29 protein-coding genes are annotated in these 25,475 nt (G+C 55.7%); 11 read left to right on the top strand and 18 right to left on the bottom strand.

Annotated elements, in window-relative coordinates:
• The first annotated feature begins 130 nt into the window (after window positions 1-130).
• Window positions 131-1,468 (top strand): polyamine export protein PaeA, encoded by a 1,338-nt coding sequence (gene paeA / locus OSH03_RS19105; RefSeq protein ID WP_028015283.1) that lies wholly within the window; start codon window positions 131-133, stop codon window positions 1,466-1,468.
• A gap of 75 nt (window positions 1,469-1,543) precedes the next feature.
• Here the strand turns inward: paeA and OSH03_RS19100 are convergent, their stop codons facing one another.
• The gene (locus OSH03_RS19100; protein ID WP_008501430.1) at window positions 1,544-1,750 is read right to left on the bottom strand and encodes a DUF1107 domain-containing protein; all 207 of its coding nucleotides are present in this window, start codon (window positions 1,748-1,750) and stop codon (window positions 1,544-1,546) included.
• Window positions 1,751-2,074: 324 nt separating this feature from the next.
• On the opposite strand from OSH03_RS19100, the gene OSH03_RS19095 reads away from it, so the two are divergent.
• Window positions 2,075-2,632: a YtfJ family protein gene (locus OSH03_RS19095; RefSeq protein ID WP_063154911.1), complete on the top strand. Its 558-nt coding sequence runs from the start codon at window positions 2,075-2,077 to the stop codon at window positions 2,630-2,632.
• Here OSH03_RS19095 and cysQ read toward each other — a convergent pair.
• A complete protein-coding gene (cysQ, locus tag OSH03_RS19090; protein ID WP_061099453.1) occupies window positions 2,626-3,366 on the bottom strand; it encodes a 3'(2'),5'-bisphosphate nucleotidase CysQ in 741 nt (246 codons plus the stop codon). The genes OSH03_RS19095 and cysQ overlap by 7 nt on opposite strands.
• A gap of 190 nt (window positions 3,367-3,556) precedes the next feature.
• Here cysQ and OSH03_RS19085 point away from each other — a divergent pair, with 190 nt between their 5' ends.
• Window positions 3,557-5,500 carry a bifunctional 2',3'-cyclic-nucleotide 2'-phosphodiesterase/3'-nucleotidase gene (locus OSH03_RS19085; RefSeq protein WP_266179828.1) on the top strand — a complete coding sequence of 648 codons (1,944 nt, stop codon included), beginning with the start codon at window positions 3,557-3,559 and terminating at the stop codon, window positions 5,498-5,500.
• Window positions 5,501-5,540: 40 nt separating this feature from the next.
• Here the strand turns inward: OSH03_RS19085 and OSH03_RS19080 are convergent, their stop codons facing one another.
• On the bottom strand, window positions 5,541-5,927 hold the full coding sequence (locus tag OSH03_RS19080) for a winged helix-turn-helix transcriptional regulator (protein ID WP_266179827.1): 387 nt from the start codon (window positions 5,925-5,927) through the stop codon (window positions 5,541-5,543).
• 84 nt (window positions 5,928-6,011) lie between these two features.
• Between OSH03_RS19080 and OSH03_RS19075 the strand changes: the two genes are divergently transcribed.
• From OSH03_RS19075 to OSH03_RS19065, 3 genes are all read left to right on the top strand, one after another.
• Window positions 6,012-6,860 (top strand): SDR family oxidoreductase, encoded by an 849-nt coding sequence (locus tag OSH03_RS19075; protein WP_266179826.1) that lies wholly within the window; start codon window positions 6,012-6,014, stop codon window positions 6,858-6,860.
• Between the two features lie 81 nt (window positions 6,861-6,941).
• Window positions 6,942-7,766 carry an AraC family transcriptional regulator gene (locus OSH03_RS19070; protein ID WP_266179825.1) on the top strand — a complete coding sequence of 275 codons (825 nt, stop codon included), beginning with the start codon at window positions 6,942-6,944 and terminating at the stop codon, window positions 7,764-7,766.
• Between the two features lie 75 nt (window positions 7,767-7,841).
• A complete protein-coding gene (locus tag OSH03_RS19065; protein WP_266179824.1) occupies window positions 7,842-8,807 on the top strand; it encodes a DMT family transporter in 966 nt (321 codons plus the stop codon).
• A gap of 39 nt (window positions 8,808-8,846) precedes the next feature.
• On the opposite strand, the gene OSH03_RS19060 is transcribed toward OSH03_RS19065, so the two are convergent.
• A complete protein-coding gene (locus OSH03_RS19060; protein ID WP_266179823.1) occupies window positions 8,847-10,496 on the bottom strand; it encodes a methyl-accepting chemotaxis protein in 1,650 nt (549 codons plus the stop codon).
• Window positions 10,497-10,740: 244 nt separating this feature from the next.
• Here OSH03_RS19060 and ytfE point away from each other — a divergent pair, with 244 nt between their 5' ends.
• Window positions 10,741-11,403 (top strand): iron-sulfur cluster repair protein YtfE, encoded by a 663-nt coding sequence (ytfE, locus tag OSH03_RS19055; RefSeq protein ID WP_266179822.1) that lies wholly within the window; start codon window positions 10,741-10,743, stop codon window positions 11,401-11,403.
• Window positions 11,404-11,490: 87 nt separating this feature from the next.
• Here the strand turns inward: ytfE and cycA are convergent, their stop codons facing one another.
• Together cycA and fklB are read right to left on the bottom strand one after the other, a co-directional pair.
• Window positions 11,491-12,900, bottom strand: coding sequence for a D-serine/D-alanine/glycine transporter (gene cycA, locus OSH03_RS19050; protein WP_266179821.1), 1,410 nt, complete (start codon window positions 12,898-12,900; stop codon window positions 11,491-11,493).
• A gap of 311 nt (window positions 12,901-13,211) precedes the next feature.
• Window positions 13,212-13,832 (bottom strand): BamJ family beta-barrel-assembly machinery protein, encoded by a 621-nt coding sequence (gene fklB / locus OSH03_RS19045; protein ID WP_008502892.1) that lies wholly within the window; start codon window positions 13,830-13,832, stop codon window positions 13,212-13,214.
• 233 nt (window positions 13,833-14,065) lie between these two features.
• Here fklB and OSH03_RS19040 point away from each other — a divergent pair, with 233 nt between their 5' ends.
• A complete protein-coding gene (locus OSH03_RS19040; RefSeq protein ID WP_163330679.1) occupies window positions 14,066-14,710 on the top strand; it encodes an OapA family protein in 645 nt (214 codons plus the stop codon).
• Window positions 14,711-14,756: 46 nt separating this feature from the next.
• Here OSH03_RS19040 and OSH03_RS19035 read toward each other — a convergent pair whose 3' ends face one another.
• The 5 genes from OSH03_RS19035 to rpsF form a co-directional block, all read right to left on the bottom strand.
• A complete protein-coding gene (locus OSH03_RS19035; protein WP_266179820.1) occupies window positions 14,757-15,686 on the bottom strand; it encodes a DMT family transporter in 930 nt (309 codons plus the stop codon).
• Between the two features lie 152 nt (window positions 15,687-15,838).
• Window positions 15,839-16,288: a 50S ribosomal protein L9 gene (rplI, locus tag OSH03_RS19030; protein WP_006810372.1), complete on the bottom strand. Its 450-nt coding sequence runs from the start codon at window positions 16,286-16,288 to the stop codon at window positions 15,839-15,841.
• Window positions 16,289-16,329: 41 nt separating this feature from the next.
• The gene (rpsR, locus tag OSH03_RS19025) at window positions 16,330-16,557 is read right to left on the bottom strand and encodes a 30S ribosomal protein S18 (protein WP_000135199.1); all 228 of its coding nucleotides are present in this window, start codon (window positions 16,555-16,557) and stop codon (window positions 16,330-16,332) included.
• 4 nt (window positions 16,558-16,561) lie between these two features.
• Complete coding sequence (gene priB / locus OSH03_RS19020; RefSeq protein ID WP_028015270.1) at window positions 16,562-16,876, bottom strand: primosomal replication protein N; 315 nt, start codon at window positions 16,874-16,876, stop codon at window positions 16,562-16,564.
• 6 nt (window positions 16,877-16,882) lie between these two features.
• Window positions 16,883-17,278, bottom strand: a complete 396-nt coding sequence (gene rpsF, locus OSH03_RS19015; RefSeq protein ID WP_014068637.1) for a 30S ribosomal protein S6 — start codon at window positions 17,276-17,278, stop codon at window positions 16,883-16,885.
• 340 nt (window positions 17,279-17,618) lie between these two features.
• On the opposite strand from rpsF, the gene yjfY reads away from it, so the two are divergent.
• Window positions 17,619-17,894 carry a DUF1471 family protein YjfY gene (yjfY, locus tag OSH03_RS19010; RefSeq protein ID WP_151412998.1) on the top strand — a complete coding sequence of 92 codons (276 nt, stop codon included), beginning with the start codon at window positions 17,619-17,621 and terminating at the stop codon, window positions 17,892-17,894.
• A gap of 138 nt (window positions 17,895-18,032) precedes the next feature.
• Here the strand turns inward: yjfY and OSH03_RS19005 are convergent, their stop codons facing one another.
• Genes OSH03_RS19005 through ulaA form a run of 6 tightly spaced genes read right to left on the bottom strand, consistent with a single transcriptional unit; the run spans window position 18,033 to window position 22,440 of the window.
• Window positions 18,033-18,719: an L-ribulose-5-phosphate 4-epimerase gene (locus OSH03_RS19005; protein WP_266179819.1), complete on the bottom strand. Its 687-nt coding sequence runs from the start codon at window positions 18,717-18,719 to the stop codon at window positions 18,033-18,035.
• Window positions 18,712-19,572: an L-ribulose-5-phosphate 3-epimerase gene (locus OSH03_RS19000; protein WP_266179818.1), complete on the bottom strand. Its 861-nt coding sequence runs from the start codon at window positions 19,570-19,572 to the stop codon at window positions 18,712-18,714. The genes OSH03_RS19005 and OSH03_RS19000 overlap by 8 nt, the downstream gene beginning before the upstream one ends.
• Before the next feature lie 9 nt (window positions 19,573-19,581).
• Window positions 19,582-20,232, bottom strand: coding sequence for a 3-keto-L-gulonate-6-phosphate decarboxylase UlaD (gene ulaD, locus OSH03_RS18995; protein ID WP_061099467.1), 651 nt, complete (start codon window positions 20,230-20,232; stop codon window positions 19,582-19,584).
• Window positions 20,233-20,244: 12 nt separating this feature from the next.
• A complete protein-coding gene (gene ulaC, locus OSH03_RS18990; RefSeq protein ID WP_061099468.1) occupies window positions 20,245-20,712 on the bottom strand; it encodes a PTS ascorbate transporter subunit IIA in 468 nt (155 codons plus the stop codon).
• 9 nt (window positions 20,713-20,721) lie between these two features.
• A complete protein-coding gene (ulaB, locus tag OSH03_RS18985; protein WP_003856022.1) occupies window positions 20,722-21,027 on the bottom strand; it encodes a PTS ascorbate transporter subunit IIB in 306 nt (101 codons plus the stop codon).
• Between the two features lie 12 nt (window positions 21,028-21,039).
• On the bottom strand, window positions 21,040-22,440 hold the full coding sequence (ulaA, locus tag OSH03_RS18980; protein ID WP_266179817.1) for a PTS ascorbate transporter subunit IIC: 1,401 nt from the start codon (window positions 22,438-22,440) through the stop codon (window positions 21,040-21,042).
• A gap of 359 nt (window positions 22,441-22,799) precedes the next feature.
• Here ulaA and ulaG point away from each other — a divergent pair, with 359 nt between their 5' ends.
• Window positions 22,800-23,864, top strand: a complete 1,065-nt coding sequence (ulaG, locus tag OSH03_RS18975) for an L-ascorbate 6-phosphate lactonase (RefSeq protein WP_006810379.1) — start codon at window positions 22,800-22,802, stop codon at window positions 23,862-23,864.
• Window positions 23,865-23,974: 110 nt separating this feature from the next.
• Window positions 23,975-24,730, top strand: coding sequence for an HTH-type transcriptional regulator UlaR (gene ulaR, locus OSH03_RS18970; protein WP_024907324.1), 756 nt, complete (start codon window positions 23,975-23,977; stop codon window positions 24,728-24,730).
• On the opposite strand, the gene yjfP is transcribed toward ulaR, so the two are convergent.
• Window positions 24,727-25,449, bottom strand: coding sequence for an esterase (gene yjfP / locus OSH03_RS18965; protein WP_061099470.1), 723 nt, complete (start codon window positions 25,447-25,449; stop codon window positions 24,727-24,729). The genes ulaR and yjfP overlap by 4 nt on opposite strands.
• Between the last annotated feature and the right edge of the window lie 26 nt (window positions 25,450-25,475).

Below are 25,475 nucleotides of genomic sequence, written 5' to 3'. Positions count from 1 at the left end.
GATTTACACGCCTTTACGCTATACTACCGCTGAAATAATCGGCTCAACGCTACGAGCTGACGTTCTACGTGTTTTCACACAAATGGTATCAACTCCCCTTCTGAGGATCTGGCGAGAAGCCGGATAAACTATGTTAAACAGTATTTTAGTAATACTTTGTCTTATTGCCGTCAGTGCATTTTTCTCGATATCTGAGATCTCGCTGGCCGCGTCCCGAAAAATCAAACTTAAGCTGCTTGCCGACGAGGGCAACATCAATGCCACCCGCATCCTGAAAATGCAGGAAAACCCCGGCATGTTCTTCACCGTGGTGCAGATTGGCCTTAACGCGGTCGCCATTCTCGGCGGTATCGTGGGCGATGCGGCCTTTTCTCCGGCGTTTTATAGCCTCTTTGTGAAGTACATGTCCGCTGAGCTTGCCGAACAGCTGAGCTTTATTCTCTCCTTCTCGCTGGTAACCGGCCTGTTCATCCTCTTTGCAGACCTGACCCCGAAACGCATCGGTATGATTGCGCCAGAAGCTGTGGCTTTGCGTATCATCAACCCGATGCGCTTCTGTCTGTACGTGTTTCGTCCGCTGGTGTGGTTCTTCAACGGCCTGGCGAACGTGATTTTCCGCATCTTTAAGCTGCCAATGGTGCGTAAAGACGACATTACGTCTGACGATATCTATGCGGTGGTGGAAGCCGGCGCGCTGGCCGGGGTGCTGCGCAAGCAGGAACACGAGCTGATTGAGAACGTATTTGAACTGGAATCCCGTACCGTGCCATCTTCCATGACGGGCCGAGAAAACATTATCTGGTTCGATTTACATGAAGATGAGCAGAGCCTGAAGAACAAAGTGGCGCAGCATCCGCACTCCAAGTTCCTGGTCTGTAATGAAGATATCGACCACATCATCGGCTACGTCGACTCCAAAGACCTGCTGAACCGCGTGCTGGCAAACCAGAGCCTGGCGCTCAACAGCGGCGTGCAGATCCGCAATACCCTGATCGTGCCGGACACCCTGACGCTCTCCGAAGCGCTGGAAAGCTTCAAAACCGCCGGGGAAGACTTCGCGGTGATCATGAACGAATACGCGCTGGTGGTGGGCATCATCACCCTGAACGACGTCATGACCACGCTGATGGGCGACCTGGTAGGCCAGGGGCTGGAAGAGCAGATAGTTCAGCGTGACGATAATTCATGGCTGATCGACGGCGGTACGCCGATTGAAGACGTCATGCGCGTGCTGGATATCGACGAGTTCCCGCAGTCCGGTAACTATGAAACCATCGGCGGCTTTATGATGTTTATGCTGCGTAAAATCCCGAAACGCACCGACTCGGTGAAGTTCTCCGGCTACAAGTTTGAGGTGGTGGATATTGATAACTACCGCATCGACCAGCTGCTGGTGACGCGCATCGACAACAAGCCGACCGTGCTGGTGCCGAAACTGCCGGACGCGGAAGAGAAAGTGTCAGCGTAACGTTCCTGCCCCCACAAACATCAACGGCTCCCATCGGGAGCCGTCTTTTTAACTACTTACTGCATAGCACGTTGGTTAAGCCATCTCAGTTTGCAGACGCATAACCTGACGGTTGACTTCGGACATCACAGACAGGTGCTGTTTGTCCTTCACTTTTGGGACAAGGATCTTGCCCTTATCAAACTCAAAAGCGCCAACATCCTTGATGTACAACCGTCCACGGAACAGGATCTTCACGTACTTCGCCACCTGAAGCGGGTTGTAGCGTTGGAAAATTTTCATTCTTGTATCTCCTGCGAATCATACGCTCTTGCGGTGCCACAATCGGCCCGACTGTCCTGAGCGCAAATTTTGATGCCCAATGACTATAGACCAGAACTACGGTGTTACCCAGTGTGCATAAGTTTATTTACCGTTTGATTACAATTATTCAGAATAATCTTTGCAAAGCGTGACAGGGAGCAGTATAAGCCGTCGTTTTTTCATGGATATGTGCGTTCACCCGCAAACTGGCATCGGGATTGCGGGAAAACCACATTGATCGCACTTATGATTAAAAGCGTATGACCAAGTGGTCGGATCACCTGCAAACAATAAGGAAACGCCATGACCCTACGTAACATCCTTGCGGCAGCTTGCCTGCTGCTGCCCCTGTGGGCTTCCGCTCACAGCATTGAAAAAGGACAACGTGTACCGCCAGTCGGCATTGCTGACCGGGGAGAATTGATTCTCGACAATGATAAGTTTAGCTATAAAGCCTGGAATAGCGCACAGCTCGCGGGCAAAGTGAGAGTTGTACAACATATTGCCGGTCGTACATCCGCAAAAGAGAAGAATGCCAACCTCGTGGAGGCGATCAAGGCCGCAAAATTCCCCCATGACCGCTACCAGACCACCACGATTGTGAACACCGATGACGCCATTCCAGGTTCCGGAATGTTTGTGCGCTCAAGCCTTGAGAGCAACAAAAAGCTCTACCCGTGGTCGCAGTTTATCGTCGACAGCAACGGCGTGACGCGTAAGGCCTGGCAGCTAGAGGAAGAGAGTTCCGCGATTGTCGTGCTGGATAAGGACGGCCGCGTGCAGTGGGTGAAAGACGGCGCGTTAACGCAGGAAGAGGTGCAGCAGGTTGTCGCCCTGCTGCACAAGCTGCTGGCTCAGTAAAGAGAGACGCGGAAGCCGGGGTTGAGGAATGATTCGCGCGGGGTATAGTCCAGCGGCTTGCCCTGCCAGTCATGCACGTGCGCCCCGGCGGCCGCAGCCACGGCGTGACCTGCCGCGGTATCCCAGACGTTGGTTGGCCCAAAGCGCGGATACAGCTGCGCCTGACCTTCCGCCACCAGGCAGAACTTCAGCGACGAGCCAATCGAGGTGGTCTGGTGTTCACCCAGCTGTTGCAGGTATTCCTCCAGCTCGCTGTCGCTGTGCGAGCGGCTAATCACCACCAGCGGCGGACGCGCATCGCGCACCTGGATCTGCTTGCGTACGCCGCACTCCTCTTTCCAGGCCTTGCCTTCTGCGGCGCTGTACATCACGTTCATTACCGGCGCGTAGACTACGCCGAGCACCGCTTTACCCTTCTCAATCAGGGCGATATTGACGGTGAATTCACCGTTGCGCTTGATGAACTCTTTTGTCCCGTCCAGCGGGTCGACCAGCCAGTAACGCTGCCAGTGCTGGCGTTCATCCCAGCTTTGCGGCGCTTCTTCTGACAGTACGGGGATCTCCGGCGTTAAGGCCTGCAGCCCCTGCAGGATCACCTTATGCGCGGCGATATCGGCCGCCGTGACCGGGGAGTCGTCCGCCTTGCTGACGACCTCCATCGGTTTTACACCGTCATACACCTGCATGATGGCATCTCCCGCATCCCGTGCGAGCTGACAAATCTTATCTAGCATTTTCCACCTCTTTGTTAACGCAGTGAGGTTAACTCTTTGTTTTAGTTATATCGTAATGTGAACAATTCCGCTATCTGTGAAGCAATTCCGGTTTCAGTGCGCTTTTTTCTGTCAGGATTCACATTTCTGTAAGCAACAAGCGATAGATACATACTCTTTTGTGGAACGGATCGAAAAAAGGACTCCTCTGATGATTAAGTTTAGTGCAACGCTTCTGGCGACGCTGATTGCAGCGAGCGTGCAGGCGGCGACGGTAGATCTGCGTATTCTGGAAACGACCGATCTGCACAGCAATATGATGGACTTCGATTACTACAAAGATACCCCTACGGAAAAATTCGGACTGGTACGCACAGCAAGTTTGATTAACGCCGCGCGCGGTGAAGTCAAAAATAGCGTGCTGGTGGACAACGGCGATCTCATTCAGGGCAGCCCGCTCGGCGATTACATGGCGGCGAAAGGCCTGAAGAAAGGCGAGATCCATCCGGTTTATAAAGCGATGAACACGCTGGATTATGCCGTCGGTAACCTTGGAAACCATGAATTTAACTACGGCCTGAAATACCTGCATGATGCGCTGGCCGGCGCGAAGTTCCCGTACGTTAACGCCAATATCATCGACGTTAAGACGCAAAAGCCGCTCTTTACTCCTTACCTGATTAAAGAGACTAAAGTTGGCGATCGGGACGGGAAAAAGCAGACGCTGAAAATCGGCTATATCGGCTTCGTACCGCCGCAGATCATGACCTGGGATAAAGCCAACCTCGACGGCAAAGTGACCGTTAACGACATTACCGAAACCGCGCGCAAGTACGTGCCGGAAATGCGTGCGAAAGGTGCGGATGTCGTTGTCGTGGTGGCTCACTCAGGACTGTCAGCCGACCCGTACCAGGCCATGGCTGAAAACTCCGTTTATTACCTGAGTGAAGTCCCGGGCGTTGACGCGATCCTGTTCGGCCACGCTCACGCCGTTTTCCCGGGCAAAGATTTCGCCGGCATCAAAGGGGCGGATATCGAGAAAGGGACGCTCAACGGCGTGCCGTCCGTGATGCCGGGCATGTGGGGCGACCATCTCGGCGTGGTGGATCTGGTGCTGAATAACGACGGCGGCAGCTGGAAGGTGACGCAGTCAAAAGCCGAAGCGCGCCCGATTTACGACGCGGCGGCTAAAAAATCCCTGGCGGCTGAAGATAAAAAGCTGGTCGACGTGCTGAAGCACGACCATGACGCCACCCGCGAATTCGTCAGCAAGCCGATCGGCAAATCCGCCGACAATATGTACAGCTTCCTGGCGCTGGTTCAGGACGATCCGACCGTCCAGGTGGTCAATATGGCGCAGAAAGCCTATGCCGAACACTTTGTTCAGGGCGATCCGGATCTGGCCAAACTGCCGGTGCTGTCTGCCGCTGCGCCATTCAAAGTAGGCGGACGCAAGAATGACCCGGCAAGCTACGTTGAGGTCGAAAAAGGCCAGCTGACCTTCCGTAACGCCGCCGATCTCTACCTCTACCCGAATACCCTGGTGGTGGTTAAAGCCACAGGGAAAGAGGTGAAGGAGTGGCTGGAGTGCTCCGCCGGGCAGTTTAACCAGATCGATCCGAACAGCAGTAAACCGCAGTCGCTGATTAACTGGGACGGCTTCCGCACCTACAACTTCGACGTGATCGACGGCGTGAATTACCAGATTGACGTCACCCAGCCGGCGAAATATGACGGCGAGTGCCAGGCCATTAACCCGCAGGCGGAGCGCATTAAAAACCTGACCTTCAACGGCAAGGCGATCGACCCGAATGCCACTTTCCTGGTGGTGACCAATAACTATCGCGCCTACGGCGGCAAGTTTGCCGGTACGGGAGATAGCCACATCGCTTTTGCGTCACCGGACGAAAACCGCTCCGTACTGGCGGCGTGGATCGGCGCGGAGTCGAAGAAGGCGGGCGAAATTCACCCGGCGGTGGACAACAACTGGCGTCTTGCGCCAATTCACAGCGAGACGAAACTGGATATCCGCTTTGAAACGTCACCGTCCGATAAGGCAGCCGCGTTTATTAAGGACAAGGCGCAGTACCCGATGAAGAAGGTTGCGACGGATGATATCGGGTTCGCGATTTATCAGATGGATTTAAGCAGGTAGCGATGATTGTGCCGGGTAAGGCGAAACCGCCCCCCGGCTTTTACGCCGCCCGCTCTTCCCGATTCGCCATCACCTTCGGCGTATTGACCTCAATCCAGTCCGCCAGCGCGGCGACTTTCTCACTCACCTCAACACCCATCGGCGTCAGGCTATACTCAACGTGCGGCGGTACGACCGGATACGACACGCGGTCGACAAACCCGTCCTGCTCCAGCGCCTGAAGCGACTGGGACAGCATCTTTTCGCTCACCCCACCCATTTTACGGCGCAGATCGCTGAAGCGGTGCGTTCCCTCCCGCAGGGCCAGCAGAATCAGTACCCCCCAGCGGCTGGTCACGTGCTTGAGCACCTCCCGTGAGGGGCACTGTTCCGCGAAAAGATTGCCATCGCGCATTTGTTCGCTGAGCGTCGGTATCGTTGTTTTCATACTTACCTTTTTGTACGTACTTACTAAAAGTTAGCTATGGTGATAGTGTGCCACAACACCAGACAAACACGAAGGAGATTCATCATGATCGCGATTACCGGCGCTACCGGCCAGCTTGGCCATTTCGTTATCGAGCAGCTGTTAAAAACCGTACCGGCCAGCCAGATTGTGGCCATCGTGCGTAACCCGGCGAAAGCTGAAGCGTTGAGCCAGCAGGGTATTGTGGTTCGTCAGGCGGACTACACCGACCAGGCGGCGTTCACTGCCGCACTGAACGGCGTGGATAAACTGCTGCTGATCTCCTCCAGCGAAGTGGGCCAGCGCGCAACCCAGCACCAGAACGTCATTAACGCCGCCAGGGCGGCAGGCGTGAAATTTATCGCCTACACCAGCCTGCTCCATGCGGACAAATCACCGCTGGGTCTGCACGTTGAACACGTTGCCACTGAAAAAGCGCTGGCGGCGTCCGGCATTCCTTATGCCCTGCTGCGCAACGGCTGGTATACCGAAAACTACCTGGCGAGCGCGCCGCCCGCGCTGGAGCACGGCGTATTCATTGGTGCCGCAGGCGAAGGCAAAATTGCCTCTGCGACCCGTGCAGACTATGCCGCGGCGGCCGCCAAGGTTATCGCTGAAGAGGGTCATGCGGGCAAGGTATACGAGCTGGCGGGGGATCACGGCTGGACATTGAGCGAACTGGCGGCGGAGCTCAGCAAGCAGAGCGGGAAGCCGGTAACCTATCAGAATCTCAGCGAGGCGGATTTCGCCGCCGCGCTGAAGGGCTTTGGCCTTCCTGCAGGGCTGGCGGATATGCTGGCGGACTCCGACGTGGGCGCGTCCAAAGGCGGCCTGTTTGACGACAGCCGTACCCTGAGCAAGCTGATCGGCCGTCCAACCACGCCGCTGGCGGATAGCGTCAAAGCCATTCTGTAATTGTTACGGATTGGTTATTTTTTGTGGCATCCCCTCGGGTCATCTCTGATAATGAAGCGATGACCCATGAGGAGGCTCAACGTGCAAGGCGTACCGGAACAGTTCATTGATGAGAGAGACAGCGCGCGCTTTCGCCATCTGGCGCAGCTGCCGGGTCTTGAACTCTATCACGCGCATATCTCTGACTACGCCTTTGAGCCCCACACCCATGAAGCCTTCGGGATCGGCACGATTGAAACCGGTGCCGAACGCTTTCGCTATCGCGGCACCCAGCATCTCGCACCTGAAAAATCCGTTGTGACCATGAACCCGGACGAGATCCATACCGGGGAGTCCGCGACCGAAGACGGCTGGCGCTACCGGATGGTTTACATCGAACCTGACCTGCTGGAAGAGGTAACCGGCCTGCGCCACTGGTGGTTCAGCGACGTAACCCGCTATGACCCGCTGCGCTCGCAGCAGATCGGCCAGCTGATTTACGGCCTGTGGCATACGGACGATCCGCTGGCGCAAAAAGGCCTGTTGCTGGATCTGATCGAGACCTTTCAGCCGCTAGCCCATCACGCGCCGGTGGTTCAGGAAGGCGCACACCGGTTCGAACGCGTGCGCGAGTATCTGCACGACAACTATATGCACGCCCTGACGCTGGACGAGCTGGCGAACGTTGTCTCGCTCAGCCCGTACCATTTCCAGCGCCAGTTCAAAGCCCACTTTCACGTTACGCCGCACCAGATGCTGATGGCGATTCGCCTGTGGCGCGCCAAAGCGTTCCTCACCCACGGCATGCCCGCCGCCGAAGTCGCCGCCGCAACGGGGCTGACCGACCAGTCTCATTTAACCCGCGCGTTTACCCGCCGCTACGGCATTACTCCCGTTCGCTACCAGAAGCAGGTCACCCGGCGCTAATGAGCAATCTCATACAATACGCGCCTGTTTGCCCCTCCTACACTGACTGCAACGTGAATCACTCTGGATGGAAAAATGATTAGCGGCGTGTTGTATGCCCTGCTTGCGGGTTTAATGTGGGGGCTGATCTTTGTCGGCCCTCTGATCGTGCCGGAATACCCGGCGATATTGCAGTCGACCGGACGTTATCTGGCGCTGGGGCTGATTGCCCTTCCTCTGGCATGGCTGGGTCGCACGCGCTTGCGCCAGCTCAGCCGTCAGGACTGGGGCACCGCGCTGGCGCTGACCATGATGGGCAATCTCATCTATTACGTTTGTCTGGCAAGCGCCATTCAGCGTACCGGCGCGCCGGTCTCTACCATGATTATCGGCACGCTGCCGGTGGTCATCCCCATCTTCGCGAATCTGCTCTATAGCCACCGGGACGGCAAGCTGGCGTGGTCAAAAATGGTGCCCGCCCTGGCCTGCACCGCAGTGGGGCTGGTGTGCGTCAATATCGCCGAGCTGCGCCACGGGCTGGGCGATTTCAGCTTGTGGCGTTACGGTTCGGGGATCGTTTTAGCGTTCATCTCTGTGGCGTGCTGGGCCTGGTACGCCCTGCGCAATGCGCGCTGGCTGCGGGAAAACCCGGACAAGCACCCGATGATGTGGGCGACGGCGCAGGCGCTGGTCACCTTGCCCGTTTCACTGGTGGGGTATATCGGCGCGTGCGTCTGGTTAGGCCATCAACAGCCAGACTTCGCCCAGCCCTTCGGGCCAAGACCGTGGATATTTATTGGCTTAATGGTTGCGATTGCAGTGCTGTGTTCCTGGGTGGGTGCGCTGTGCTGGAACATTGCCAGCCAGAAGCTGCCGACGGTGATTTTAGGGCCGCTGATTGTCTTCGAAACCCTGGCCGGGCTGCTGTATACCTTCCTGATGCGCCAGAGCGTGCCGCCTTTGCTAACGGCCTGTGGGATTGTGCTGCTGGTCATTGGAGTGGTGATGGCGGTGAGGGCGAAGCCGGAAAAACCGAGGGTCGTTCCGGCGTCGGAGATGTGATTTTTGCCGGGTGGCGGCTACGCCTTACCCGGCATGATGTTAAAACGTTTCCCAGTTCGCTTCAGCTACGGTCGCAGCAGGCTGCGCTTTTGGCACATAGGTTTTCACCGGCGCCGCTTTAACCGCCTGGCTGCGGGTGATTTTAAACACCGCCACCGCTTCGTTCAGGCGTGCCGCCTGATCTTCCAGCGCCGCCGCCGCGGCCGCAGACTCCTCCACCAGCGAGGCGTTCTGCTGGGTCACGCGGTCCATCTCGGCCACCGCCTGACCTACCTGGTCGATACCGCGGCTCTGCTCGTCAGAGGCAGAGGCAATTTCGCCCATGATGTCGGTCACGCGGGTGACCGCATTGACGATCTCCGCCATCGTCGCGCCCGCTTCGTTCACCAGCTGCGAGCCGGCGTTCACGCGCTCGCCGGAATCATCGATCAGCGCTTTGATCTCTTTCGCCGCCTGGGCGCTGCGCTGGGCAAGCGTTCGTACTTCCCCTGCGACTACCGCAAAGCCACGACCCTGTTCGCCCGCGCGCGCCGCTTCCACCGCCGCGTTCAGCGCCAGAATGTTGGTCTGGAAGGCAATACCGTCGATCACGTTAGTAATTTGCGCAATTTTGCTGGAGCTGGTGGCGATTTCGTCCATCGTACGCACCACGCCTTCCACCACGTTGCCGCCCTTCTTCGCGGTTGAGGAGGCATCCAGCGCCAGACGAGACGCCTGACGCGCGTTATCGGCGTTCTGCTTCACGGTTGCCGTCAGCTGTTCCATGCTGGCTGCCGTTTCTTCCAGAGACGCGGCCTGCTGCTCGGTGCGGGAAGAGAGGTCGTTACTCCCGGCAGAAATTTCACCGGCACCGGTGTAGATGGTGTCCGCGCCTTCACGCACCACGCCCACGGTGTTCGCCAGCGAGGTCTGCATCTCCTGAACGTTACGCGCCAGGATCGCCATTTCGTTTTTACCTTCAGCCTGAATCGGCTGGGTTAAATCCCCCGCCGCGATGGCGCGAATATGGTTGATCACCTCTTCCAGCGGCAGGAGCAGCACGCGGCGCATGGCGATCCAGCTGGAGATAATCACCACAATCACCAGCAGCATCACCGCAGAGAGGATCCACAGGATGCGCTTGTAGTCGCTTTCGTTATCCTGAATGCCTTTATCGGTAAGCGTCGCCTGTGCTTCGCGCCACTCGCGGTAAACCGCCTGCATCGCGGTCTGTTTCTGCTCCGCGTTCTGCTTGAACATGTCTTCCAGATTGCCCTGGCTCAGCAGGACGTTCATTTGCGTCAGCGTGGAGGAGTAAATGCGGTACTGCTCTTCCAGACGCTTGGCCAGGTTCTCGTCCAGACCCGGCGTATTCGGCAGGGCGTAGTATTTATCGTAATGGACCTGCGCATCGGCCAGCAGATTTTTCGCGGTGTTAACCAGCTCGTTCAGCTGCCCACCGTTAATCTGGGAGGCCATGCTGCTTTGCAGGCGCAGCATGCCGCGGTTTAGCGTCACCCGCGCCTGGTTGAGGCTGATCCACGCATCGGTAAACTCCGCCACGTTTTTGCTGGAGAGCTGGGATACGGTGAAGTTGTCTTTATCGTTATTCAGCGCGTTGATAAAGATACCCGCGGAAATCACTTGCATGATGCCGAGCACAAGCAGCACCGAAATAAGAAGAGTAATGACTTTTATACGTTTAAACATACGTTGCCTTTGTTATATGCAGGTTTCTCTGACGAGTATCTATCGGCACGCGCGGCGGGTTGTTTACTGTTTCTCCACCTTTAAAAAGTTTCTAAACCACTTTCCTAAGTCCATTCAGGGAGTTAAATGGGACATTTTTTTGTGACCGGTATCGCACTTTTCCCCTTCCCTCTAAAGGGTTATAGCGCCACCTTAAAGATGTATTTAATATACATCTTATATTCTTAATGACGAGGTAACTGCTATGGCCTTTCGCGACCAACCCCTCGGCGAGCTGGCGCTCTCCATCCCTCGCGCTTCCGCGCTGTTCCGCAAATACGATATGGATTACTGCTGCGGCGGTAAACAGACCCTGGCGCGAGCGGCCTCTCGCAAGGAACTGGACGTGGAGGCTATCGAAGCGGAGCTGGCACTTCTGGCCGAACAGCCTGTCGACAAAGACTGGCGCACCGCCCCGCTCGCGGAAATCATCGACCATATCATCATGCGTTACCACGACCGCCACCGTGAACAGCTGCCTGAGCTGATCCTGCAGGCAACGAAAGTTGAGCGCGTACATGCCGACAAGCCTTCCGTACCGCGCGGTCTGGCAAAATACCTGACCATGCTGCACGAAGAGCTTTCCAGCCACATGATGAAAGAAGAGCAGATCCTCTTCCCGATGATTAAACAGGGAATGGGCAGCCAGGCGATGGGGCCTATCAGCGTAATGGAAAGCGAGCACGATGACGCGGGCGAACTGCTGGAGGTGATCAAACATACCACCAACAACGTCACGCCGCCGCCGGAAGCGTGCACCACCTGGAAAGCGATGTACAACGGCATTAACGAGATGATCGACGACCTGATGGAGCACATCAGTCTTGAGAATAACGTGCTGTTTCCGCGGGCATTGGCGGGGGAATAAAAAAGGCCGCTGCGGCCTGCAGATGCCCTCACCCTCTGGGAGAGGGTGCAAAAACCAGAAACGGCAACCGAAGTTGCCGTTTTGCTTTTATCTTACGCCAGCCATACGCTTCTTGCCGATAAACAGCCAGCCCAGCCCCAGCGCGATAAACCACAGCGGCGTGACGATCAGCGCCTGACGGGTATCATCTTCCAGCGTCAGCAGCACCAGCACAAACACGAAGAACGCCATGCACACCCAGCACATCAGCTTGCCCAGCGGCATCTTGTAGCTCGATTTCTCGTGCAGGTGTGGACGCTGTTTGCGGTACACCAGGTACGAGCACAGGATAATGGTCCAGACGAACATGAACAGGATCGCAGAGACCGTGGTGATCATGGTGAACGCGCCAATCACGCTTGGGTTCACGTAGAGCATCACCACGCCACCCAGCAGGCACATGCAGGAGAAGGTCAGCCCTTTCGCCGGCACCGCACGTTTAGAGAGCTTCGCAAAGGCGCTCGGTGCCACGCCCTCCTGCGCCAGACCAAACAGCATACGGCTGGTTGAGAACACGCCGCTGTTCGCAGACGATGCCGCAGAGGTCAGCACTACGAAGTTAATCAGGCTCGCGGCAGCAGGCAGCCCTACCAGCACGAACAGCTCAACGAACGGGCTCTTGCTGGGCACCACGGAGCTCCACGGCGTCACGGACATGATGATGATCAGCGCGAAGACGTAGAACATGATGATGCGCAGCGGAATGGAGTTGATTGCGCGCGGGAGAGATTTCTCCGGATCTTTGGTCTCCGCAGCCGTGGTTCCCACCAGCTCAATGCCCACAAACGCAAACACCGCAATCTGGAAACCGGCAAAGAACCCGCTGATGCCTTTCGGGAACCAGCCGCCGTCGTTCCACAGATGGGTGAAGGACGCCTGAACGCCCGTTGGCGACTGGAAGTGCGTCAGGACCATCACCAGGCCCACCACAATCAGCCCCACGATGGCGACAATCTTGATCATTGCGAACCAGAACTCCATCTCACCGAACATTTTCACGGTGGCGAGGTTGAGGCTCAGCAGCAGAATAATCACCGCCAGCGAGGCGACCCAGTCCGACAGCCCGGGGAACCAGAACTGCGCGTAGGCGGTAATCGCCACGACATCCGCCATGCCGGTGACCACCCAGCAGAACCAGTAGGTCCAGCCGGTAAAGTAGCCCGCCCACGGGCCGAGCAGGTCAGACGCGAAGTCGCTGAAGGATTTGTATTCGAGGTTCGAGAGCAGCAATTCACCCATTGCGCGCATCACGAAGAAGAGCATAAAACCGATGATCATATAGACGAAAATGATCGACGGCCCGGCAAGACTGATGGTTTTGCCCGACCCCATAAACAGCCCGGTGCCGATGGCACCGCCGATGGCGATAAGCTGTATATGACGGTTTGTGAGATTGCGCCGTAGCGACTGTTCAGACGTCGCCTCTTCTGCAGCGGCGACTTTGACCTGATCTACCATGTAATTTTCCTGTTTATGCCTGTCTGTGTTGTTAAGGCTCTTCTGGCCTTTAAAAACGTCAAATAAATGACGGTCCCTTTGTAAGGGTTTATCGATATTAGGTAAGAATCGGCGGGATGAATACTATGATTTAGATATTATGTTAATAATATGTTGGAAGTGAGTGTCATATCACTCATACAGCGCGAAACAGCTCACAAAAATACACGCAACAGTTTCGTTTGCAAGATAAAATGTTGATTCTGTCGTAACTATAGGTTTTATCACTACTTTCCTCTCCCCGGACGGAGAGAGGAAATAAGAAAAGTCGATTACAGGATTTCCAGCAGCTCGACTTCAAATACCAGAGTGCTGAATGGCGGAATGGACGCGCCGGCGCCACGCTCGCCGTAAGCCAGGTTGTGTGGGATGGTCAGTTCCCATTTGGAACCCACTGGCATCAGGGTCAGGGCTTCGATCCAACCCGCGATAACGCCGTTGACCGGGAATTCAGCCGGTTCGCCGCGCGCCACGGAGCTGTCGAACACGGTTCCGTCGATCAGTTTACCGGTGTAGTGCACGCGAACGTGGTCGGTACGCGCCGGGATAGCCCCGTCGCCCTGATTGATCACGCGGAACTGAAGGCCAGACTCGGTGCTATTCACACCTTCGCGCTCGCGGTTCTCTTCCAGATATTTCACGCCTTCGGCTGCCATCTCTTCGAAACGCGCGCGACGCACGGCGTCAGCACGTTCGTGGATTTCACGCAGCGCACGGTGCACAACGTCAACCGGAACGGCAGGCTGTTTACCTTCCAGCGCATCAGCGATACCCGCCACCAGCGCTTCAGGTAACAGACCTTCCAGGCCGGATTCGCTCAGCTGCTGTCCTACCTGCAAGCCGATACCGTAACTTGCCTGCGCTTCGATAGTGTCAAAAGTCGGGGTGGTCATGGGTTTTCCTTCCATCACATTTAAAGTAGCGGGCAGCATATCAGCCATGCCCTTATGGGTAAAACTTTGTCTTAAGTTAAGGTGACAAACCGCGACGAAACAGAAACAATAGAGACAACCAGGATTAATCCCGAACTGATGTCACGGATGTCGGGTTTGCTACGTCGTTCAGGCAGTTAGCGAACTATACTTCGAAGCACAGGATATAAAAGACGCGGAGCAGGAGGAGAGCCATGCCCGGGCGATTTGAACTGAAACCTACCCTGGCGAAAATCTGGCAGGCGCCGGACAATTTTCGCATTATGGACCCGCTGCCTCCTCTGCACCGCAGGGGGATCATCATTGGTGCGCTGATGGTCATCGTGGGCTTCCTGCTTCCATCCGGCGGTGATGATGTCGATACCGCGCCTGTCACCCGCAATGCGCAGCTGGATATTCAGTCGCAGACGCGGCCACAGCCTGACGCGCAGCCCATGCAGACACAGCTGGTGACTCCGTCTAACGATCCGGGCCAGGTCGCGCCGGTTGAACCTGAACCCGTTCAGGATGAACAGCCGCAGGAGCAGGCCGCAGCCCCGTCTGAGCCGCAAACCCAGCAGCCGACCGGCATTGAGCAGCAGTGGCGTTCCTATCGCGTGGAGCCGGGCAAAACGCTGGCACAGCTTTTCCGCGACCATAACCTGCCGCCGACCGACGTGTATGCCATGGCAAAAGTGGAAGGCGCAGGCAAGCCGCTCAGTAACCTGCAGAATGGCCAGATGGTGCAGATTCGTCAGAACGCCAGCGGGGTGGTCACCGGGCTAACGATTGATACCGGGAATGGGCAGCAGGTGCTGTTTACCCGCCAGCCGGACGGTAGTTTCATCAGAGCACGTTAATGGCACAGGCCGGGTATGGCGAAGCCGCCACCCGGCACTTTTGTTCTCAGGCACTCCGTTTATTCACCCACCAGATCCCCGAGCAGACCAGCACCAGCGCAATCGCGTATTTGATATCCAGAATGTTTTCCCCGAGGAAAATGGCGGAAAGCACCGTCCCTGCCACAGGAATGACAAAGTTGAACGGGGCAATCATGCTTACGCGGTTCACTTTCAGTAGCGCGCTCCACAGGGCGAACGCCACGGATGAGAGCAGCGTCAGATACCCCAGCACCGCAACGGCCTTCATGCTGTGCACTTCCAGCGTCCCGCCCGTGGCATAACCTCCCGCAACCAGCGCAGCCCCGCCTATCGCCAGCTGCCAGCCTGTCATCACCGTTGGGTCAACGGTCTGGGAAATACGTTTCCCGTAAAGCGTGGCGGCAGAGAGAATAAAGGCCGCCAGCACCACAAAGCCGTCGCCTTTCCAGATAAACTGGAAATCGCTTAACCCGCTGTGGAAGTTCACCAGCATCACCCCGGCAAACCCGAGAATACAGCCCAGCGTTTTGTTATAGCTGAGTTTGTCGTTGTGGTAGATAAAGTGCGCCAGCAGCACGCTGAAGAAAGTCCCGGTGGCGTTCATGATTGAGCCATTCACCCCCGTCGTGTAGGCCAGCCCTATATAGAAGAAAGTGTACTGAATGGTGGTCTGGGTCAGCCCGAGGATCGTGAGCTGGCCAAACTGCGCGGACGTGAGCCTGCCAATCGGCTTGCGCTGGGCCAGCGCAAACAGCAGCAGCAACGCACCGGCAAACAGAAAACGGTATCCGGCAAAAACAACTTTGGACGGGATGTCATCGGTCGCTATCTGAAAGAGTTCGTAGCCATTTTTAATGGCCGGGTACGAGCTACCCCAAAGCAGGCAGCAGAGCGTGGCGCAGGCGTAGGCCACATGTCGACGGGCAAAGACGGGCGTGGGCAGAGCGGTATCCATGACAAATCTCATAAATAAAATTGCGTTTCATTTTATTATCAAAGAATGCGTCAGGAATAGCGATCGTACAAGACAAAAAGAGAATGTTCGGTAGCCTTAAAAAAGCAAAACGCCGGCACAAGGCCGGCGCTTCGACGCGAGCAGAGTAAAAATTACTCAGCTACAACGTTAACAACCAGTTTAGCGAACACTTCGCTGTGAACCTGGAAGTCAACTTCGTGCTCACCAGTGGTACGCAGAACGCCGTTCGGCATGCGAACTTCGCTCTTAGCCACTTTAACGCCTGCTGCAGTAACTGCATCAGCGATATCGCGGGTACCGATGGAACCGAACAGTTTACCTTCGTCGCCAGCTTTGGAAGCGATGGTAACAGTGCCCAGTGCGTTGATTGCTTCAGCGCGAGCGTTAGCAGCCGCCAGAACGTCAGCCAGTTTGGCTTCCAGTTCAGCGCGACGTGCTTCGAAAAACTCTACGTTTTTCTTAGTAGCTGGAACAGCTTTACCCTGTGGAACCAGGAAGTTACGAGCGTAGCCCGCTTTAACGTTTACCTGATCACCCAGGCTGCCCAGGTTTGCTACTTTATCAAGCAGAATAACTTGCATTACCTTATCCTCTTAAAGTCGTATTAATGGACCGTGCCCGATTACTGATGACGATCAGTGTACGGCAGCAGGGACAGGTAGCGAGCGCGTTTGATAGCGCGAGCCAGCTGACGCTGATATTTTGCACGAGTACCGGTGATACGGCTTGGGACAATCTTACCGCTTTCGGTGATGTAGTTTTTCAGCGTTGCGATATCTTTATAGTCGATCTCTTGAACGCCTTCCGCGGTGAAACGGCAGAACTTGCGACGACGGAAATAACGTGCCATATGGCTAGTCTCCAGTATCTATCAAATCAATCTGCTCGGCATGCAGAACCATTTTGCTCAGGCCGTTCTTTGCCTTGTGGCAAGAGATGAACCCCTGAACGATTACTGCGCTACCGACCGTTAAACTGTGAGTAATGGCCTGGTTTTCGTGTCCGCTAATAATAACGGGCATTTGGCACCACGCCTGCCGGTGAAACCCGGCTTCCTCTTGCACAGAACGATGCTCAAGCACGAACTGGCAATGCGGAATTCCTGATGGACTGACCTTTCGAAGGGGAGCCCTGCATACGATGCCGGACAACGCCAGACGGTTGGTCATCAGAAATTACTCTTCAGAATCCCCAGCATCAGAATCATCTGCGGTTTCGTTTGCGAAATCATCGCGACGCTCACGGCGCTCGTCTTTCGCTTTAACCATCGGAGATGCTTCGGTAACTGCGTTTTTGGTACGCATAACCATGCTGCGGATAACGGCATCGTTGAAGCGGAAGGTAGTTTCCAGCTCATCGATCACTTCCTGCGGCGCTTCAACGTTCATCAGAACGTAGTGTGCTTTGTGCAGTTTGTTGATCGGGTAAGCCAGCTGACGGCGGCCCCAGTCTTCCAGACGGTGGATCGTACCTTCTGCACCAGTGATGGCAGCAGAGTAACGCTCGATCATACCCGGAACCTGTTCGCTCTGGTCAGGATGGACCATAAAAACGATTTCGTAATGACGCATCGAATTGCTCCTTACGGATTATTCAGCCTCCTGTCTGGGTCAGCCGAGGCCCGGGGAGGCAAGGAACGTGTTAAAGGTCGGCTGAAAAATTGACGCGTCATAATACTTGCGCGCCCCTGGAAACTCAAGCTGATTGCACAAATAATTCGCACAAAGCGTAAAGCTGGTCTAAGTGGGTGATTTAAAATTAATCGCATCAGGAAGCGTTGTTTTTTTGAACAACTGCATCAGAAATGGTCACGCATCCCCGCCGGATGAGTGATTACACTTTAATCAGAACCCCACTGAATTAAAGAAGGAGCATTCCCCTCACACAGCACGCAGTCGTGGAGCGCATATCATGAAAAAAATCGCAGTAGCCATTATGGCGGCGCTTTTGCTCAGTGCAAACGCGATGGCAGCCATCAAAATAGACGGCCAGCAGGCCAGAAACATGGATGATGTGCACAGCTTGGGCGTAATCTATATCAATCATAATTTCGCCACTGAAAGCGAAGCAGATCAGGCACTAAATGAAGAGACCGATGCCCAGGGCGCAACCTATTACCACGTGATATTAACCCGTGAGCCCGGCAGCAACGGCAATATGCACGCCAGTGCAGATATCTACCGGTAACGCTTAACGCTAGCACCAGGAAAGCCAACAACGAGAACATAGCCATAGTTGACGTTGCCCCCTGTCCGGGGGCTTTTTTTGTGAATGGCTCCGGAATACCACCGGTTACAACTGTTTTCGGTATTCCAGAGCACTTATTCACTTCTGCCCGTAGTAGGCATTCGGGCCGTGCTTGCGCATGAAATGCTTGTTCATCAGGTAATCGTCAATGCCCTGAAGCTGTGGATTAATGCCGCGGGCAATCCACGCCATTTTAGCCACCTCCTCCATCACGACAGCATTGTGTACCGCGTCGTGAGCATCTTTACCCCAGGAGAACGGACCGTGCTGGTACACCACAATCCCCGGCGTATGCAGCGGTTCCGTTTCACCCAGCGTTTCGATAATCACCTTGCCGGTGTTGCGTTCGTACTCCCCTTCTACTTCAGCCTGCGTCAATGCTCGCGTGCAGGGAATGTCGCCGAAGAAGTAGTCCGCATGCGTCGTGCCCAGCGCCGGGACAGGCAGCCCCGCCTGTGCCCAGGCGGTGGCGTGCGTGGAGTGGGTGTGGACAATACCACCCAGCGACGGATAACGCTGGTACAGCGCCAGATGGGTTGCCGTATCCGAGGAAGGACGCCATTTGCCCTCAACGACGTTTCCTTCGAGATCGACCACCACCATATCGTCCGCTTTCATGGCGTCATACGCCACGCCGCTCGGCTTGATCACAACCAGACCTTGTTCGCGGTCGATGGCGCTCACGTTGCCCCAAGTGAACGTTACCAGGCCATAGCGCGGCAGATCCATATTGGCCTCAAAGACCTGCTGTTTCAGCTTAAGCATGTTCAACCTCCAGCAAACCCGCTCGCGCCATCCGCTCGCGCACCCAGTCCCGCGCTTTTGCCACTTCCGCAGCCGGGTCGTCAGACGTTTCGCTCCACATCTCAATCAGGTAAGGCCCGCAATACCCTGTCTGCTTGAGCGTCTCGAAGCACCGTTCGAAATCCACCACCCCGGTGCCGAACGGTACGTTTTTAAACACGCCAGGACGGGTATCTTTGACGTGCACCGCCACGATATGCCCGATGCCCGCCTGCAGCTCCATCTGCACGTCGTTATCCCAGGCCGACAGGTTGCCGATATCCGGGTAAAGCTGGAACCAGGGGTTATTCAGATAGTGCGCATAGCCCAGCGCCTTGCTGATGGAGTTCATCAACGGGTAGTCCATGATCTCCATCGCCAGCGTGACCTGCGCGCGGCTTGCCATCTCAACGCTCTCTTTCAGGCCGTCACGGAAACGACGGCGCGTTTCGTCGTTGGCTTCCTGATAGTAAACGTCGTAACCCGCCAGCTGGATCACGCGGATGCCGACATCCTGCGCAAAACGAATGGCTTTGCGCATGATCTCCAGCCCTTCAGCGCGCACGGCATCATCTTCACTTCCCAGCGGGAAACGACGATGAGCGCTCAGGCACATGGACGGGACGCGCGCGCCGGTCTCGGCAATGGCGCTCACCAGCGCCAGACGCTGGTCGCGGCTCCAGTCCAGCCGAGAGAGTCGCTCGTTTGTTTCATCCACGGACATTTCGACAAAATCGAAACCCAGCTGTTTTGCCAGCCGTAACCGCTCCAGCCAGCACTCCCCCGCAGGGAGTGCCTTTTCATAGATGCCAAGCGGGACCTGTTTTGACAACATACCCGCTCCTTAGCCCCAAAGCTGAGCGATTGAGCGTTTGAACTGACGCGCCGCTTCCACCGGAGAGGCCGCGTCGCGAATGCTGCGGCCAGCGATAAAGACGTGAATCGGGATGCCCTGGAACAGCGGCAGATCTTCCAGCGCCAGGCCACCGGTGACGGTGACTTTAAAGCCCATATCCGCCAGACGCTTAATCGCGCTGATATCCGCGTCGCCCCACGCCACGCCTGCGGCCTGCGCATCACGGCTGCGGTGATACACCACCTGCTGGATGCCCGCTTCGCGCCACTCCTGCGCCTGCTCCCAGGTCCAGAAACCGGTCAGTTCAATCTGCACGTCGCCGTTAAACTCTTTTGCCACGTCCAGCGCGCCTTTGGCGGTGTTGATATCCGCACAGCAGATCACGGTGACCCAGTCGGCGTTAGCTTCAAAGCACATGCGGGAAAGGATTTTGCCCGCGTCGGCAATTTTGGCATCCGCCAGCACGATTTTGTGCGGATAGAGCGCTTTCAGGTCACGAACGGCGCGCACGCCTTCGCCCACGCACAGAATGGTCCCGACTTCGATGATATCCACCTCTTCCGCAATCAGGCGGGTGGTTTCGTAAGCGTGAGAGAGCGTCTGGTTATCCAGCGCAACTTGCAACATTGGTAATGACATGTTCAATTCCTCTTAAACGGCCGCCGCAGTGGCGTTATCAATTAAATCCAGCACGTCCTGCGCGGTGCGGCAGGCGCGTAAACGGTCAAAATTGGCTTCGTCATCAAACAGGTTGACGATCTGCATGATGCCCACCTCCTGATGGGTGTTGGCATCAACGGCTGCCATGGTGATGAGAATGTCGACCGGGTCGTTATCTTCGTGGTTGAACACCAGCGGCGTTTTCAGGGTCACCAGCGCAAAACCGGTTTTCTTGACGCCCTCTTCCGGGCGGCCGTGCGGCATCGCCAGGCCCGGCGCAATCACGAAATAGGGGCCGTGCTGCGCCACGCCATCCAGAATGGCCTGGTAATAGCGCGGCTCGACAACGTCCGCCTTAACCAGCAGATCCACACTCAGCTTCACCGCTTCCTGCCAGGTGCTGGCGTCGGCCTGTAAAAGGATGGAGTTATTCTCTGCCAGCGAATCACGTAGTTTCATGTGGCGTCCTTACTTCACGTCTTGTGGGAAGTGTTCTTTGATCACTTCCAGCAGTTTTGGCCCGAAATCCGCAGGCGACAGCATGTTGCGTACGCCTACCACATATTTGTTGCCCGACACGCTAATCTCACCGGCAATGTGAGTTGAAGCGATGATGATGTCCGCGCCGTTCAGTTCACTTTTGTATTCACCCACTGCGCAGCTGTTCACCGTGTGGTCGATGTTTGACTGGGTTAAAAACTGGTCCACTTTCATCTTCATGATCATGGAGCTACCTTGCCCATTGCCACACACAGCCAGGATACGTACGGTCATAATCGAAACTCCTTAGTGAGCAGAAACTTCTGCTGTTTGTTTTTCTGCATCTTCTTCTGCTCGCAGCGAACGGCCAGCGAAGAACATATAAGCCAGAGCAATCAGGATGATGACGGCCATAAAGACCAGCCCGATGGAGGCAAAGCCCTGCATCATCGGCGGGGCCAGAATTGACCAGTCCGCCATGCCCATCCAGGCGCTCATACCGGTGAGCTTGACCGCCCACACGCACCCGAAGATTTCCACCATGCCCATCACCAGGCAGATCTTGAGCGCCGCGCGCCAGCCGCCGAAGTGGTTCGCAAACACGCCGATAGTGGCGTTGGAGAAGAACATCGGGATAAAGCCAGGAATAATCAGGATTGAGGAGCCGCAGCCCACCAGGATGCCCACCGCAATCAGCTGGCCGATGGTGCCCCACATAAAGCCCCAGACGACGGCGTTTGGCGCAAAGCTATAGATAGCCGCACAGTCAATCGCCAGTACCGCACCAGGGATCAGGCGCTGGGAGATGCCGTTGAAGGCTTCCGACAGCTCGGCGACGAACATACGCACGCCCTGAGTGATGATGAAAATCGCCACCGCGAAGGAGAAACCGGTCTGCAGGATATAGACCGTCCAGTGGGTTTTACCCGCCATCGCCTGCACGACGTCAATGCCGAAAGAGAGCAAAATGGCGCCGAAGAAGAGGGTCATCACAATCGCGGTTGAGACGATGTTGTCGTGGAAAATATTGAGCCAGCCAGGCAGCTTAAGGTCTTCAACGCTCTCTTCTTTTTTACCCAGGTACGGCGCGACTTTATAAGCAAGCCAGGCGGCAAACTGCTGCTGGTGACCGATGGAGAAGCCGCAGCCGTCGGTTACTATCTGCGTTGGCTTGTACATCATGTTGGACGTGATACCCCAGTAGAGCGAGACCAGCACGGCGGTGCAGATAATCGTGGTCCACATCGGGTAACCAAAGATATAGAGAGAAACCGCGATCAGTCCCGCCTGCTGGAACATGATGTGCCCGGTGAGCATGATGGTGCGAATACCGGTAATGCGGCGCAGCAGAACATAGATAATGTTGAGCGCCAGCGCGAGCAGCACCGCATACCCCACCCAGCTATAGGCATCACCCATGCGATCGATGGTCGCCATCATTGAGGCGTAGGTATCAGAGATAGCCCCGTTAATGCCGTACACTTCCGACATTTTGGCGACAACTGGCTTAAACGTGCTGGTCAGAATGCCTGACCCCGCCTGCAACAGCATGAAACCGATAATGGTTTTGATGGTGCCTTTAATAATCACGCTGACGCTTTTGCGCAGCAGGATGTACCCCAGGCACGTCACGATACCCAGCAACAGCGGGGCGTTGGTCATTACCTGATTAAAGAAAACGGTAAAGACGTTGTAGAGGATCTCCATAACTCTCTCCAGAAATGAGAACACGAGGGGCAATCCCTGTGCGGTTGGTGCCATCACTCTATTAATCACAAATAATCACCACAAGATTGCATTTGATTATTTGTGACGCATCACGCAATTTATTTCCACGCTGTTAGTAATGATTTTCACTACCGCACCACGAAAATAAATTAATCCTTATAATTCATAAAATTAATGTTTAATACAGGATAATCCAACAAGTAAATAGCGGAGAGTCCGTGAAGTCGCGCAGATAAAATTCCTCATTTTTACCATTGCAAAGCGCGTCAAATGGTGCCAGCATTAATCATAACAAATCACAATGTGATTACTTTTGATTAAACCCAGGAGTCAAAACGATGAGTAAAGTGAAAACCATCACCCGTGAATCATGGATTCTGAGCACATTCCCGGAATGGGGTAGCTGGCTGAACGAAGAGATCGAGCAGGAACAGGTTGCTCCTGGCACGTTTGCTATGTGGTGGCTGGGCTGCACCGGTATCTGGCTGAAATCAGAAGGCGGCGCCAATATCTGCGTCGATTTCTGGTGCGGCACCGGCAAACAGAGTCACGGTAACCCGCTGATGAAAAAAGGCCACCAGATGCAGCGTATGGCCGGCGTGGAAAAACTGCAGCCGAACCTGCGCACCACGCCGTTTGTGCTTGATCCTTTTGCCATTCGTCAGATCGACGCCGTCCTCTCTACCCACGATCACAACGATCATATCGACGTGAACGTGGCGGCAGCGGTGATGCAAAACTGCGCGGACGACGTGCCGTTTATTGGGCCGCAAACCTGCGTAGATCTCTGGATTGGCTGGGGCGTGCCGAAAGAGCGCTGCATCGTGATGAAGCCTGGCGACGTGGTTAAAATTAAAGACATTGAAATCCACGCGCTGGATGCCTTTGACCGTACCGCGCTGATTACCCTGCCGGCCGATCAGAAAGCCGCGGGCGTACTGCCGGATGGCATGGACGAGCGCGCAGTGAACTACCTGTTCAAAACGCCGGGCGGCTCCCTGTATCACAGCGGTGATTCCCACTACTCCAACTATTACGCGAAGCACGGCAACGAACATCAGATTGACGTGGCGCTGGGCTCGTACGGCGAAAACCCGCGCGGTATTACGGACAAAATGACCAGCGCCGATATGCTGCGCATGGCGGAAGCGTTGAACACCAAAGTGGTGATCCCGTTCCACCACGATATCTGGTCAAACTTCCAGGCCGATCCGCAGGAAATCCGCGTGCTGTGGGAGATGAAAAAAGATCGCCTGAAGTACGGCTTCAAGCCCTTTATCTGGCAGGTTGGCGGCAAGTTCACCTGGCCTCTGGACAAAGACAATCTCGAGTATCACTACCCGCGCGGCTTCGATGATTGCTTCACCATTGAGCCAGATCTCCCCTTCAAATCCTTCCTCTGATTGTGAGGCCACATCGCCAGACCCTGTGTCTGGCGATTTCATATTTATTTTAGTAATTTCACGCTATTTCAAATATCATCTTTTCAAATCAATTCTTATCGGAATAGCTCATGACGGAAGCGCAACGGCATCAAATTTTACTGGAACTCCTGGCGCAAACAGGGTTTATCACCGTCGAGAAAGTGATCGAACGTTTAGGGATCTCACCCGCCACCGCGCGGCGAGACATCAACAAGCTGGATGAGAGCGGCAAGCTGAAAAAAGTCCGCAACGGCGCGGAAGCCATCAGCCAGCAGCGTCCACGCTGGTCGCCGATGAATATTCATCAGGCCCAGAATCACGATGAAAAGGTTCGGATTGCCAGAGCGGCCTCGCAGCTGGTGAACCCCGGTGAGAGCGTCGTCATCAACTGCGGCTCCACGGCGTTTTTGCTGGGTCGCGAGATGTGCGGCAAGCCGGTGCAAATCATCACCAACTATTTGCCGCTGGCTAACTACCTGATCGATCAGGAACATGAGAGCGTCGTGATCATGGGCGGCCAGTACAACAAAAGCCAGTCCATCACGCTCAGCCCTCAGGACAGCGAAAACAGTCTCTACGCCGGGCACTGGATGTTTACCAGCGGCAAAGGCCTGACCGCTGACGGCCTGTATAAAACCGATATGCTGACCGCGATGGCGGAACAAAACATGCTCAACGTCGTGGGCAAGCTCGTTGTGCTGGTCGACAGCAGCAAAGTCGGTGAACGCGCAGGCATGCTGTTCAGCCGCGCAGAACAGATCGACATGGTGATCACCGGCAAAGGGGCGAACCCCGAGATCCTCCAGAAGCTGGAAGATCAGGGCGTCAAAGTCCTCCGCGTTTAAAGGTGCTGGCGGAAAAACGCCACCGTGGCGTCCAGCGCCGCTGGCGTGATACGGTGGCGGACGCCGGATTCCCACAAACAGGTCAGGTTATCGTCCAGTCCTTCATTCTTTAACGCCTGCTGCAGGCGGAAGGTTCCATCGGGCGGGACCACATCGTCCGCATCACCGTGCCACAGCAGCAGCGGGCGATCGGCCAGGCGCGGCAATGCCCGGGCCACTTCCCACTCTGCCAGCATCGCCGTAGTTTCCGTTAAATCCTGAGGGGGGAAAAGCGTCTTCGCCAGCGAGGTAAAATAGCCAGAGCCCATCAGACAGGCGACAGACTTCACGTCAGGATGATGCGTCATAATCCCCAGCGCCGTCATACCGCCCATCGACGCCCCGGCCACCGCCAGCCGATTGTCGGCCACCAGCCCTGCCTCATAGAGCGCATCGCGCAACCCGGCAAACTCGGTCAGGCTGCCGTGCAGAATGTGCCAGAACTGCCCAAGCCGCGCATGTTCATCGCCCGTGAAGCGCGCGCCGTGGTCAGGCGCATCCGGCATCACCACGCGAAAACCCGCCTGCGCCAGCGCCACCGCAAAATAACTGTAAACCAGCTTCGATGAGGTAAACCCATGATAAAAAACCACAACAGGCAGCGGTTTATCACGTTTCCCTGCCGGCACAGCGTGTAAAATTTCATGTTCACCGAGATGGCGTATTTCAATTTCAATCATTGTCGACCCTGTACGAATGAATGATT

Source organism: Enterobacter nematophilus, from assembly GCF_026344075.1.
Classification (GTDB): Bacteria; Pseudomonadota; Gammaproteobacteria; order Enterobacterales; family Enterobacteriaceae; genus Enterobacter; species Enterobacter nematophilus.
Note: the sequence above shows the minus strand (reverse complement) of the source record. Positions and strands in the feature narration are given on the sequence as shown.